Source organism: Streptomyces typhae, assembly GCF_009755605.1.
GTDB classification, from domain to species: domain Bacteria; phylum Actinomycetota; class Actinomycetes; order Streptomycetales; family Streptomycetaceae; genus Streptomyces; species Streptomyces typhae.
The window spans coordinates 45572-58211 of record NZ_WPNZ01000021.1 but is presented as its reverse complement, the minus strand read 5'-3'; the positions used below and the strand labels follow the sequence as shown (position 1 = coordinate 58211).

Below are 12640 nucleotides of genomic sequence, written 5' to 3'. Positions count from 1 at the left end.
ACGGGGGGACCTCTCCATGGCCACCGACACGGCGGGCGCGTCCACACGCGCCCGGCTCGCCGACGCGCTGCTCTATCTGTGCGTGGACGCGCGCAAGCGCCAGGGCGACCTCCCGCAGTTCCTCGACGCCGTCCTCGCGGGCGGCGTCGACATCGTGCAGCTGCGCGACAAGGGCATGGAGGCGGCCGAGGAACTGGAGCACCTGGAGGTCTTCGCCGACGCCGCACGCCGGCACGGCAAGCTCCTGGCCGTGAACGACCGAGCGGACGTCGCCCACGCCATCGGCGCCGACGTGCTGCATCTGGGCCAGGGCGACCTGCCGGTGCCCGCGGCCCGCGCCGTCCTCGGCGGGCAGGTCCTGATCGGCCGCTCCACGCACGCGGAGCACGAGGCCGCCGCGGCCGCCGTCCAGGAGGGCGTGGACTACTTCTGCACGGGACCCTGCTGGCCCACGCCCACGAAGCCCGGCCGGCCCGCGCCGGGGCTCGACCTGGTCCGGTACACGGCCGCGCTCGGCACCGACCGCCCCTGGTTCGCCATCGGCGGCATCGACGCGGGCAACCTGGACGAGGTCATCGAGGCGGGCGCGCGCCGCGTGGTGGTCGTGCGGGCCCTCACGGAGGCCGACGATCCCGGGGCGGCCGCCGCCGACTTCGCGAAGCGGCTGCGTACGGCCCTCTGACCGGCCCGGTGGTCCGACCTTCACCGTACGGCCTCTCGACGCGGAGGCCCAGATTTTCTGGGCGTACGGCTGTTTGATCAACACCCCTATGGTGTCCGATGCGTGGACAACAAGCCGACTAACAGGACAAATGACCAACGTGCGGTTGGGGGAAGGTCCGGGCCTGGCTAACCTGCCGGTATGGCCCTAGGAACTGCTTCCACCAGGACTGACCGCGCACGCACCGTGCGCGACATGCTCGCAACCGGCAAAACCACGTACTCGTTCGAATTCTCGGCGCCGAAGACCCCCAAGGGCGAGCGCAACCTGTGGAACTCGCTGCGGAGGGTCGAGGCCGTCGCGCCGAGCTTCGTCTCCGTGACCTACGGAGCGGGCGGTTCGACGCGGGCGGGCACCGTGCGCGAGACCCAGCAGATCGTCGCCGACTCGACCCTCACCCCGGTCGCGCACCTCACGGCCGTCGACCACTCGGTCGCCGAGCTGCGGAACATCATCGGGCAGTACGCCGACGCAGGCATCCGCAACATGCTCGCGCTGCGCGGCGACCCGCCCGGCGACCCGATGGCCGACTGGGTCAAGCACCCCGAAGGCCTCGACTACGCCGCCGAACTGGTGCGGCTCATCAAGGAGTCGGGCGACTTCTGCGTGGGCGTGGCCGCGTTCCCCGCGATGCACCCCCGCTCCTCCGACTGGGAGACGGACGTCCGGCACTTCGTCGACAAGTGCCGCGCGGGCGCCGACTACGCGATCACCCAGATGTTCTTCCACCCCGAGGAGTACCTGCGCCTGCGCGACCGCGTCGAGGCGGCCGGGTGCGATACGCCGATCATCCCGGAGATCATGCCGGTGACGAACGTCCGTCAGCTGGAGCGACTGCCGCAGCTCAGCAACGCGGACTTCCCGGCCGCACTGAAAGAGCGCATCCTCTCGTCCAAAGACGACCCGGCCGCTGTACGCTCCATTGGCATCGAGTTCGCGACGGAGTTCTGCGCGCGGCTGCTGTCCGAGGGTGTGCCGGGGCTGCACTTCATCACGCTGAACAACTCCACGGCGACGCTGGAGATCTACGAGAACCTGGGCCTGCACCACCCGCAGGCCTGACCGGTCGTACCCCTTAGGCCACGGCCGTAGGGGAGAGGGGCGTACATGGGCTGGACGGTCCTCTACATCGCGTTCGGCGCGGTCGCGCTGTGGCTGCTCGGCGAGGTGCTGTTGCAGTACAAGGCGCGGCTGCGCTGGCGGCTGCTCGCGTTCGTCGGCTTCCTCGGTGTCGTCGTCGGCGTGCTGATGCCGTCGGTGGTGGTCATCGCCGTCGGCGCGATCGCGTTCGCCACCGGGCAGACGTATGTGACGCTGTCGTTCCGCCGCGGCTTCTCGACGGGCTGGGCGCTCGGCGGGAAGCCGGGCGCGAGCAAGCGGCGCAGGGCCACCGGCTCCCGGGCCGCGGCCGCCGAGCCGACGCTCCAGGTGTCCGGCCTGGAGTACGACGACGCCTCCGCCGCCCCCGAGTCCGGGACGGAGACCCCCGGCGACGCCGAGATCCAGGCCGTGGGGCCCGGTGTGTACGAGCCCGAGCCCATGCCCGACGACACCGGGCAGTACGGCGTCTACAGCGAGGCCGCGGACACCGCGTACATCCCACCCACCACCGACGACTACGGCTTCGCCGGATACCCCGGATACGCCCCCCAGGGCCCGGACCGGCAGGCAGAGCAGCAGGACGCGCTGCACTTCGCGTACGGCGAGACCGGCGAGCAGCGCTACGCCGCCTACTCCGACCCGTACATCGGCCCCCAGACCTACGGCGCGCAGCCCGGCTACGACGCGTACGCGGACCCGCCGCCGTACGCGCCCTACGGCGGGGACACCTACGGCGGCGGCTACCAGGACACCCCGCCCGGCGGCGTCTGGGTCCCGCACCAGCGCACCGACGAGCCCGCGCCGCCGTACGCCGGGGACCTGCCGCCCGAGCAGCACGGCCGGCCGCCGTTCCCCGGCGAGGCACCGCAGGCTCCGGGCGGCCCCTTCGGCTATCAGCCGGAGGTCGGCGGGGAGCAGCAGTACCGGTACTGAGCCGCGTGCCGCTCGGTCACTGCGAGCCGCGGAACTCCGGGCCCTCCACGATGAGGCCGGCGACCAGGGCGCCGGACATGCCCGCGTGCGGCAGCCCGCCGCCGGGGTGGGACCAGCCGCCGACCGCGTAGAGCCCCGGCAGGGCCGTGCTGTTGGCGGGGTGCAGGCGTCTTCCGGAGTCGGCCGCGAGGGCGGGCGGCGGGACGGCGCCGCCCTCGGCGCCGGTGGCCCCGGCGAGGTCCGCGGGGGTGCGCACCTCGTGCCACAGGAGCCGGTCCGCCAGGTCGGGGACCGCCGTGCCCGCGCGGTCGAGCAGGCGGCGGACGTCCCCGTCGGTGATCTCGGCTCCGGCCGCGACCGTGGTGGTCAGCGTGACGGCTTCGTGGCCGGTGTCCGGGACGGCCGTGGGATCGTCCGGGCGCAGCACGGTCAGGGTCGGCGAGTCGGGCAGGGCGGAGCGGCCGTCGGCACCGGAGCCGCCGGCGCCTCGGGGCGGGGCGGGGGCGCCTTCGGGTGGGGCGGGTGCGCCGAAGACCCGGTCGAGTTCGTCCGCGCGGTCGGCGGTGTGCAGGACCGTCCGGTGCGGCGTGTCCGCCGGGCGGCCGCCGCGCAGGGCGAGCAGGACCGTGAGGCGGCTGGGCAGGCCGGACCGGGCGGGCACGTCATCGGGCGACCGGACGGCCGTGCCCCCGGACAGCAGGGTGGCCAGCGCCCGCGGGGGCACCCCGGCCACCACGGAGTCCGCGTCCACGACGGACCCGTCGGCGAGCTCCACGCCCGCCGCGCGGCCGTCCTTCTCCACGATCCGCACCACCGCCGAGTCGAAGACGAACTCGACCCTGCGGGCCAGGCACCGCTCGTACACCGCGGTGGCGAGGGCGCGCATGCCGCCGCGCGCGGACCACGCGCCGAAGGTCTGCTCCATGTAGGGAAGCACCGCGGCGCTCGCCGGGGCCGTGCGCGGGTCCAGGCCGCGGGCCAGCGCGAAGTGCTCCAGAAGCGCGGTCAGCCGGGGCTCGCCCGCCAGCTCGAACTCGGCGACCTGCGCCAGCGTGGCCGCGCGCCGCTCCCGGCGCAGGAGGCGCTTGTGGGGCACCGCGGGGTAGGGCTCACGCTCGGCGAGCACCTGCCAGTTCGGCCACAGGGGTTCTTCCAGGAGGGGGCGGCGGGTGCGGTCCCAGGCCTCCCGCGCGCGGTTCATGAACGCCGCCCAGCGGGCGCCCGCGCCGGCGCTGAGCGCGGCGTCCAGGGCCTCGCCCACCCCTGCCCTGGAGGCGTTCGGCAGGTCCGTCGTCGTGCCGTCCGCGAAGACGTGCCGGACGGCGGGCTCGACCTGGGACAGCTCGACGCAGTCCTCCAGGGGCTGCTTGCCCGTCTTCACGAACAGGTCGCGGTAGACCGCGGGGAGATGCAGCAGGGACGGGCCCGTGTCGAAGCCGAAGCCGCCCTGCCGCACACGGCCGAGCGCGCCGCCGTACGTCCCCGCGCGCTCGTGCACCACCACCCGGTGGCCCGCGACGGCCAGCCGAGCGGCGGCCGCCATGGCGCCCATCCCGGCGCCGATCACCACAATCCGTGCCATGCCAGGGACTTTATCGGCACCCTCTGACAGTGCCGCCGTCAGCCCGGTGGCCGCCCGCCCGGCGACGCGAGCCGCCGCTCCTCGCGCCGCTGCGCCCTGCGCCGCAGGAACCGCCGGATCCGGTGGGCGAGGAACAGCAGCAGGACGAGTCCCGCGACCAGCAGCAAGGCCGCCACGACCGCCGCCGCCTCGGGGTGGAACATCGCGAAGCTGAGGACCCCGCCGACGCCCAGGTCCTCCGCGGTGCTCAGGACGAGATTGCTGAACGGCTCGGGGGAGGTGTTGACCGCCATCCGCGTCCCGGCCTTCACGACATGGCTCGCCAGGGCCGTCGAACCCCCGACCGCGCCCGCGGCCACCTCCGGGAGCGAACCGCTCTGCCCCGCGAGCAGCGCGCCCACCACCGCCCCGGACACCGGCCGGACGACGGTGTGCACGGCGTCCCACACCGAATCGACGTACGGGATCTTGTCGGCCACGGCCTCGCAGGCGAACAGCACGCCCGCGGTGATCAGCACCCAGGGGCTCTGAAGCGACTCGGGCACCTCGTCGGACAGCCCCGTTGCCCCGAAGACACCGAGCAGCAGGACCACCGCGTAGGCGTTGATCCCGCTGGCCCAGCCGCTGGTGAACACCAGAGGAAGAACACTCACTGTGGCTCCTACCTGCGAAAACCAGGGTTCAGAAGACCCCAGAGTCAGCACAAGTCAGCACGGTGATTCCGATCATGCCGCAGTCAGCACGCCATCGAGCACTGAGACGGCCGTGTCTACGGCATCCGGGGTCAGGTGGCCGTACGTGTCGGCCGTCTCCTGGATGCTGGCGTGCCCCGCCACCGGGACACCGACAGCAGCGGCAGTTTTGCTTTGGCTCAGCTCACCACAGCACGACCAATCAAGGTCCCGATGTGGTCAGGTTCGGGGGCGTCGAGAACCCGCACTTCCGCGTGATCGAATCCGGCCCGCAGGAGGAGGTTTTCCCACTTCCTCGGGGTGTAGCTGTAGCGGTAGGTGAACAGGGCCTTCCCTGCGAATCCGCCCTTGTACATGCCTTGGGGTCCGTAGGCGCCTGGGATGGCAGGGGGATGTGAGAACGCGAAGACCCCGCCAGGGGTGAGCCGCTGCGCCACCAAGGGGAAGAGTCGCGCGGGGTCGGTGAACCAGGCGGCCCCAAAGATCGAATAGATCGCCTCGTACGTCTCCGGGTTCTCGCGCAGATGCTCCAGCACTTCGGCACAGACGAACCGCGCCCCGAGCGAGCCCCACCGTCGGGTGATGTTGTCCACCATGACGGGCGAGAGATCAACGCCCGTGACCTTGACGCCTTGCTCCGCAAGGAACGCGGCGGCCCTTCCGGTGCCGCATCCGATCTCAAGGGCGGTCGTTGGCTGCCCCAGAACTTCCGGCCCCGGGCCGTGCCCCTGGTACTGCGTCCAGCAGAAGACCGGGGGCGAGTCGTTGACGGAGCCTTGCACGCTCTTGCTGTTGGCGTACTGGTCCCAAAGTTCGCGATCAACGGCGCGTGGTGCTTGTACTTGCCGCCGTTGTAGACCTCGCAGAGTGCGAAGTACACGGGCGTGTCGAGCAGGAGCTGATGGACGCCGATGTCCACCGTCTTGCCCACGCCGATGTGCACGTCTCGGCGCTCCATGGCCGTGAGGGTGTAGGCGACCGCCTGCCCGAGGATGCGTTCCGCCATGTCACGCACCATGACGTTGTCTCGCATCAGGAGCTTGATTTCGCGCTCCCAGATGGTGACGCCGATCGAGCCGGGGCTTTCCAGCACGTTGTAGGTGTAGTCCCTGATGTGCGGGCGTACCGCGTTGAAAAGCGTCACCGGGTCGCGGAGCTGTGTCCGCGTGGGGCTGTCCAGTACTACAGTCATCGCGCTTCCCTTCCTTTGGTGGTGGAGGCACCTGGGCCGAATGGCCGGGCCGTACCGCGCGCTTGCTGACCCGACCGGCCGACTCCGCTTCACGGTCGCGTGCGACCGGTCGGGCGTTGTGCCCCGCTCCCCTCGGGGGAGCCACACCTAGCCAGAGGGGAGCGGGAACTCATGGATGCGCTGGGGTGAGCTTTCCGACTGCCGCCATGGCCAGGAGAACGACGCACGTCCCCCAGGTCAGCAGGATGAAGACCCCACTCCAGAACAGGCCGTCGCGAGTGACCTTCCAACCCTGTAACCGGCTCATCTTCCGCCCCTGATGGCCGCAAGGCCGCGTACGTTGCGGTGGTGCCTGGCCAGGGCTTTGAGCTGGATCTCTTCCCTGTAAGTGGCTGCCCGGACAGCAACGACACGGGTAGACCAGCGAAGCCCGGATGGCCGCTTCAGGGTCACCAAGGCCCCCCGCTGCTCGTGAACAACGCCAACCATCTGGCTGGCCCTGTCGAACACCGGAGTGCCGGGCTTCCAACCCGTCTTTGAGGCCGTTCCGCGTTCGCCTGCATTCGTCATACCCAGTGCCTCCAGACCGCTGGTGATCTGGTGACTACCGTGCAGCCGGGCAGAGCATCCGCCCAGGGACAGGGCGTGCGAGCACTCAAGTCAGCTAGGACGCAGCGTCCTGGTTACGTATCGATCTCCAGGCGGACGGCCAACTCCCTGATGGGAGAGCTGCGCCGTCGCTCGCGTTCACGCAACTCCGCCACCAGGTGGCGTGAGGTTGAGTGATACCTCATCCACTCCGGGGCCGTGCGCTCCGCTGCGAGCAAGGCCCTGGTTGCTTCAAAGTCTCGGTTCATCTCCGCGTTGGCCAGGGCGCAGTCCAGATGATGCCGGGCGAGCCAAGTAGGGGGGAGGCTGGCCACGTTGGTGATCCGCTTGGCACGGTTCAGGGCCTTGTCCGGCTTGCCCATGTCCACGTACGCGTTCACGGCTGCTACTCCGGCGTTCGTGGGACCGAAGGGCGTCGCGTAGTCAAGCCGGTCAGCACCGATGCGCGTGGCCGCCGTCGTCGCCAGCGAGAGTAGCTCCTCTGCTGTATCGGTCCGCTCCGCCCGGACTGCGGCGCTAGCCCCTCGAAGCAAAAGAATCCCCCACAGCGACAGGTCGATAGGCGCTGAACGGAAACCGGGCTCGATACGCTCTGCCATCCGAACCGCGACGGCTTCGGCATCCGCCACCCGCCCTTGCTTGGAGAAGATCCAGGAGAGCGCGGACACACCGATGATCTCCAAACGCGGGTCGTTGGACTGCTTAGCCGCAGCCATGGAGCGCTCAAGGGCGGTATACGCAGCGTCCTCCTTCCCGAATGCGGTGAGCGTCGTGGCGGCTACCTGGTACGCCTCAGCGAGGACGGCATAGGCCGCCGACCGGTCTTCCCCGGTGCACTCGCGGACAGCAGCGCGGGCATCGGCCAGCAGCGTGGGCAGGAGGGCAGTGATCTTCGTCAGTTCGCCTTGGCGGCGGATGCGCTCGGTGCTTCGGATGCTGTCGCGTAGCTGAGCGATCGTAGGGGCAGGGAGGTCATCCGGTTCGCCGACTCCTGGAAAGTCCGAGAGAGGCGTCACCGCCTGGCGCAGGGCAAGGAGGCTCGGCGGCTCTGTTCCGTTGCTTGCCTCTAACACCCTGGGTGCCCCGAGTAGAACCGATGTCTCCACGTCCAGAGCCCGCGCGAACTTGTTGAGCGTGCTCATACGAGCCGTCATGCGTTGGTTCTGCTCCAGCTTTCGGACTGTGTCCACGCTGAGATCCGCTCTCTCAGCGAGCTGTTCCTGCGTCAAGCTACGGCGCAAGCGAAGCTCAATCAGCCGTTCCCCAAGCGTTGTTGTCGCCATGGCCCTACCCGTCGGGAAGTGAAGCTCTAGGACTACGGTACGCCCGCGCGGGACGGGTTCGAATGCTCTCCTGCCCCGTTGGTTACGCGATCAACGCAAGGCTTGGCTGCCTCGACGGTCGGGCTCGACATGAGGTGCGTTCAGTGTGATGCGGAACCCCAGTTGAGAGAGGCCGTCGCACGGACTGAGTGGTCAGCACCGAATCAGCACGGTGCCCGCAAGGGCACGGAAACGGCCCGGAACGCTCCGAAGAGCGGCCGGGCCGTCTGTCATCTGACCTGCGAGTTTGCCTAGGGGGCGCAGGGGGTGTAGGGAGCCATGATCCCGCAGCTGGTCATATCCAGAGGAAGTACGGACACGATCGTGATCGTAACTAGTAGGGCACGTTCCGGCTCAGAAGTGAACAACCCGGCCTGAGTATGCGTACTCAGTGATGGAGATGAGTACGCGCGCGGATGGGCCACGACCTGCGCGGAAGGGAGAGTGAGGGCACGGAGAAGGGCGCGGCACCGGCACCGCCGACACGGGGCGGCGGAACGGGCGGCGCCCTTGGCCGTTCCTCCCGCCCTCGGCGGGAGGGGGGAACGGGGGACCGGGGGGCGACCACGGGGGTCGCGCGGGGGAACGCAACAAGCGCCGGTCCGGCGGATCCGGGGACACCGGGGCCCGCCGGGCCGGCGCCGCGCGATGACGCCGAACGGGTGAACCGGCCCCTCGGGCAGCACCGCGGGGCACCCGGCGGCGTTGCCGTCGGTCTGCGTCCGTCTCCGGCGTTGCTGCCGGTCCGCCTCAGGCGTTGCGGTCGGTCCGCGTCCGACGTTGCTGCCATTCTTCTCAGGCCTTGCTGCCAGTCCCCATCAGGCGTTCCCGCCGCTGACCCGTCCCTGCAGCAGCCTGGACAGCGCCGCGTGCACGTCGTCGAGGGAGCGCTCCGGCTGGAAGGCCTGCCAGTCCAGGGCCGCCACCAGGACCATCCCCACGAGTGCCGCCGCGGTCAGGGGGATGTCGATCTCCTCGCTCAGCTCACCGCTCGCCACCCCGCCGCGCAGCACGTCCTCGACGACCGCCACGGCCTGCTGGCGGACCACCATGAGCGTCGACTGCCAGGCGCGGTTGGTGCGCCACAGCTCCGCGACGTAGAGCTGGGTGAAGGCCGGATAGCGGTCGATGAAGACGAGGCCCGCCCGGATCATCGCGTCCAGCGCGTCCACGTGCCGGCCGCCGTCCCGGGTGGCCTCGTCCGCCGCCGTCTTCAAGGAGGCGGTGAGCAGCCCCACACCGTGCCGCAGCAGCTCTTCGAAGAGGACCGATTTGCTGGCGAAGTTGTAGTAGACCGTGCCCTTGGCGACCCCGGCCCGTTCGGCGATCTCGTCAACTGTCGTGGCGGAGAACCCTTGTTCCGCGATGAGGGTGACGGCGGCTTCGTAGAGCTTCTGCCGGGTGGCCTCGCGCCGCGTCCTGCTTGCGCTACTTGCGCTGCTTTCCATGGGCCTGATTTTCACAGGTTCCGTCACGTTCACAGGCTCAGCTCCGGATGCAGCCGGTCGAGCGTCCACACCTGCTTGCGGCGCGCGGAGAGCGCGGTGAGCGCGAGGGCGCCCACGGTGAACGCGGTCAGGACCGCGCACGCCGTCCACACCGGACCGAGGCCGCCGCCCGTGATGAGCCTGCGCAGGGCGTCGACGACGTGACTCATCGGCAGGTACAGGTGGATCGCGCTGAAGAACGCCGGGCTCGTCTGCACCGGATAGGTGCCGCCCGCGGACGTCAGCTGGAGCATCAGAAGGGCGAGGACGAGAATCCGGCCCGCCGCTCCGAAGCGCGCGTTCAGCCACTGCACGATCGCCGCGAAGCAGCACGTCACCAGGGCCAGGAAGGCGATCGTCCCCGCCGCCCGCTCCATCTGGAGACCGAGGCGCCAGTGCAGCACCGACATCAGGGCCGCCACTTGCAGCGCCCCGAGGGCGGCGACCGGCAGCCAGCCCGCGAGCGCGATGCGCCAGGCGGGCGCGCCCGCGGCCAGCGCGCGCCGGTTGAGCGGCTGGATCAGCATGTACGCGACCATCGCGCCGACCCACAGGGACAGCGGGATGAAGTACGGGGCGAAGCCGGTGCCGTAGTTGGGCGCCTTGTGCAGGGACTGGGAGGCCAACTGCACCGGGTCGGCCATGACGTCCGTGCGCCGGTCGCGGTCCTGCTTGTCGTAGTCGGGGATCTTCTTGACGCCGTCGTGCAGTCCGCCCGCCAGCTTCCGGGTGCCGTCCGCCAGGTTGAAGATGCCGCCGTCGAGGTCGCTCGCGCCCGTCTCGAGGTCGCCGACGCCCGTGTCCAGGCGGGTGGCGCCGGCCTTGGCGGTGCCGAGGCCCGTGTGCAGCTTCTTGGCGCCCTCGGCGACGTCGCTCGCACCGGTGTTGAGCGCGTTGATGTCCCGGACGGCCTTGTCAGCCTCTTTCAGGTCCTTGTCCAGCCGCGGCGCGCGGTCGGCCAGCGCCTGGGCCTTGCGCTGGAGCTTGCCGAGGTCCCGGTCGAGCCGGGCGAGGCCGCCGGACTGGTCCTCGACGAGGGTCTCGACGTCGCCCGCGACGGTCGCCACGTCGGCCGCGGCGTCCTTGGCCCGCTTCAGGTCCGGGCACGCCGGGTCGGGCTCCGGGAGGTTCTCGCAGCGCCGTTCGTGGACGCGGTCCAGGGCCGCCGAGCCCTTCTCGGCGCCCTCGGCCGCCGCCGGTGCCGCCTTGACGAAGTCGTCCAGGTTGCGGCGCACCGCCTTCGAGGAGTCGGCCACCAGCTGAGCGCTGTCCCCGATGGTCCTGCCGTTGTCCTTCAGGTACGGACGGACCTTGTCTGCCACGCCGTTGACCTTGTCGGCCAGCTTCTGCGTCCCGTCGGCGAGGCGCCGCGAGCCGTCCTGGAGGTCGGCTGCTCCCGTGTGCAGCTTCTTGACGCCCCCGGCCAGCTTCCCGCTGCCCTCCTTGGCGTCCTTGAGGCCGTCGACGAGCTGCTGCGAGCCCTTCTGCGCCTTCCCGAGGCCGCCTTCGAGCCGGTCGGCGCCCTGCGCGGCGTCCCGCGTCCTGCCGTGGATGTCGGAGAACGAGATGAAGATCTTGTCGAGCATGTTCCGGGACGCCTTCTTCGACGCGGCCGAGCGCACCTCGGAGAAGACGGTCCGTGAGATCTGGCCGACGATGTAGTTGTTGGAGTCGTTGGTGCGCACCCGCAGGGCGCCCGTCTCCGGGGAGTCGCCGGAACTGGAGCCCACCCGCTTGCTGAAGTCGGACGGCATCGTCAGGGAGAGGTAGTACGAGCCGTCCGCCACGCCCTCGCGCGCACGGGCGCCGCTCACCTCGTGCCACTCGAACGTCTTGCTGTCGCGCAGCCGCCCGACAATGTCGTCGCCCGCCGTGACCTTCTTGCCGTCGACGGTCGCGCCCTTGTCGTCGTTCACGAGGGCCACCGGGATCTTGTCCAGACGGCCGTAGGGGTCCCAGAACGACCACAGGTACAGCGCGCCGTACAGCAGGGGAAGCAGCAGGAGCGCCACCAGGGCCGCGCGCGGCAGTTTGCCCCTGCCGAAGCGCTTGAGCTCAAGCGCGGCGAGCTTCGGCGACCGCATCGGCTGCCTCCTTGTCGGTGGCTTCGGTGGCTTCGGTGGCTTCGGTGTCAGCGGCGACGGCACCGGCGTAAGTTGCAGCAGTGGAGTCGGCGTCAGCCCCGGCCTCGGTATCGGTATCGGTATCGGAGTCGGTGGCGGTGGCGGCAGCCGCATCGGCCTCAAGGGGCGTGTCGGTGCACGCGCGCGTGGCCGACGGTGCCGTCGAGACGACGACCACTCCCGGCGGGGCCTCGCGGCACACGGCCACGACGGTCGTCCCGCGCTCGGCGACGGACCGCAGCAGCGCCCACGCCTCGTCCCGTTCGGCGTCCGAGAGCTTCAGGTCGACGTCGTCGACGCCGAGCAGCCGGGGCCCGCCCATGAGCGCGAGGGCCACGGAGAGCCGCAGCACGTCGAGGCGCTCCAGGTCCCGTACGGAGGTCCGCGGCCCCTTGGGCAGCGCCTCGACGTCGAGTCCGGCGGCCCGCACCGCGTCGTCGAAGCGCAGCCGGGACGCGGCGGCCCGCTCCGCGCGCGGCCGCAGCAGCGCGCGCAGCGGGCTCCCGAACCGCCGCTCCAGAAGCGCGCGCTCCCGCAGGTGCTCGGCGACGGTCAGCGCCGGGTCGAGGTCGGTGACGCCGGGTACGTTCGCGACGGCGCTGATCCCGCGCGCCGCCGCGAGCTGCGCGGGCAGCCGGAAGCGGCCCACGGCGGCCGTGCCCTCGGTGGCGCGCATGCGTCCGGTCAGGGCGAGCAGCAGACAGGTGCGGCCGGAGCCCGAAGGGCCCTCGACCGCGACGAGCGCGCCCGGCCCCGCGGAGATCCCGACCCCGCGGAACGCCCAGCCCCGCGGTCCCTTCAGGCCGAAGTCCGCCGCGTCGACGGCGGCGCCGTACGGGCGACCGTCCACGGCCCCCTCCCATCTTTTGAACTGACCA

10 protein-coding genes and 1 pseudogene are annotated in these 12640 nt (G+C 70.9%); 3 read left to right on the top strand and 8 right to left on the bottom strand.

Features of this window, described 5'->3' with window-relative positions; all coding sequences use genetic code 11:
* Nucleotides 1–16: 16 nt before the first annotated feature.
* From thiE to GPA10_RS30935, 3 genes are all read left to right on the top strand, one after another.
* Nucleotides 17–682 (top strand): thiamine phosphate synthase, encoded by a 666-nt coding sequence (gene thiE, locus GPA10_RS30945; RefSeq protein ID WP_058850511.1) that lies wholly within the window; start codon nt 17–19, stop codon nt 680–682.
* Between the two features lie 180 nt (nt 683–862).
* Nucleotides 863–1783: a methylenetetrahydrofolate reductase [NAD(P)H] gene (gene metF / locus GPA10_RS30940; protein ID WP_157168361.1), complete on the top strand. Its 921-nt coding sequence runs from the start codon at nt 863–865 to the stop codon at nt 1781–1783.
* Nucleotides 1784–1828: 45 nt separating this feature from the next.
* Nucleotides 1829–2755 (top strand): hypothetical protein, encoded by a 927-nt coding sequence (locus GPA10_RS30935; protein ID WP_157168360.1) that lies wholly within the window; start codon nt 1829–1831, stop codon nt 2753–2755.
* A 16-nt stretch (nt 2756–2771) separates the two neighbouring features.
* Here the strand turns inward: GPA10_RS30935 and GPA10_RS30930 are convergent, their stop codons facing one another.
* The 8 genes and pseudogenes from GPA10_RS30930 to GPA10_RS30900 form a co-directional block, all read right to left on the bottom strand.
* Complete coding sequence (locus GPA10_RS30930) at nt 2772–4337, bottom strand: phytoene desaturase family protein (RefSeq protein ID WP_157168359.1); 1566 nt, start codon at nt 4335–4337, stop codon at nt 2772–2774.
* Between the two features lie 38 nt (nt 4338–4375).
* Nucleotides 4376–4990, bottom strand: a complete 615-nt coding sequence (locus GPA10_RS30925) for a DUF4126 domain-containing protein (protein WP_343041514.1) — start codon at nt 4988–4990, stop codon at nt 4376–4378.
* 218 nt (nt 4991–5208) lie between these two features.
* Nucleotides 5209–5811, bottom strand: coding sequence for a class I SAM-dependent DNA methyltransferase (locus tag GPA10_RS30920; protein WP_343041513.1), 603 nt, complete (start codon nt 5809–5811; stop codon nt 5209–5211).
* A 35-nt stretch (nt 5812–5846) separates the two neighbouring features.
* Nucleotides 5847–6221 (bottom strand): annotated as a pseudogene (locus tag GPA10_RS42950) (hypothetical protein); the annotation flags it as partial.
* A gap of 683 nt (nt 6222–6904) precedes the next feature.
* Nucleotides 6905–8113, bottom strand: a complete 1209-nt coding sequence (locus GPA10_RS30915) for a helix-turn-helix domain-containing protein (RefSeq protein WP_157168358.1) — start codon at nt 8111–8113, stop codon at nt 6905–6907.
* Between the two features lie 857 nt (nt 8114–8970).
* On the bottom strand, nt 8971–9600 hold the full coding sequence (locus GPA10_RS30910; RefSeq protein ID WP_058851726.1) for a TetR/AcrR family transcriptional regulator: 630 nt from the start codon (nt 9598–9600) through the stop codon (nt 8971–8973).
* 29 nt (nt 9601–9629) lie between these two features.
* A complete protein-coding gene (locus GPA10_RS30905; protein WP_157168357.1) occupies nt 9630–11723 on the bottom strand; it encodes a YhgE/Pip domain-containing protein in 2094 nt (697 codons plus the stop codon).
* Nucleotides 11695–12612, bottom strand: a complete 918-nt coding sequence (locus GPA10_RS30900) for an ATP-binding cassette domain-containing protein (protein WP_343041512.1) — start codon at nt 12610–12612, stop codon at nt 11695–11697. Before GPA10_RS30900 ends, GPA10_RS30905 begins: the two co-directional genes overlap by 29 nt.
* Nucleotides 12613–12640: the final 28 nt, after the last annotated feature.

What these genes read in the sequence shown, in the direction of transcription:
- thiE (WP_058850511.1), top strand. Translation starts at nt 17, where the DNA reads ATGGCCACCGACACGGCGGGCGCGTCCACACGCGCCCGGCTCGCCGAC.
- metF (WP_157168361.1), top strand. Translation starts at nt 863, where the DNA reads ATGGCCCTAGGAACTGCTTCCACCAGGACTGACCGCGCACGCACCGTG.
- GPA10_RS30935 (WP_157168360.1), top strand. Translation starts at nt 1,829, where the DNA reads ATGGGCTGGACGGTCCTCTACATCGCGTTCGGCGCGGTCGCGCTGTGG.
- GPA10_RS30930 (WP_157168359.1), bottom strand. Translation starts at nt 4,337, where the DNA reads ATGGCACGGATTGTGGTGATCGGCGCCGGGATGGGCGCCATGGCGGCC.
- GPA10_RS30915 (WP_157168358.1), bottom strand. Translation starts at nt 8,113, where the DNA reads ATGGCGACAACAACGCTTGGGGAACGGCTGATTGAGCTTCGCTTGCGC.
- GPA10_RS30910 (WP_058851726.1), bottom strand. Translation starts at nt 9,600, where the DNA reads ATGGAAAGCAGCGCAAGTAGCGCAAGCAGGACGCGGCGCGAGGCCACC.
- GPA10_RS30905 (WP_157168357.1), bottom strand. Translation starts at nt 11,723, where the DNA reads ATGCGGTCGCCGAAGCTCGCCGCGCTTGAGCTCAAGCGCTTCGGCAGG.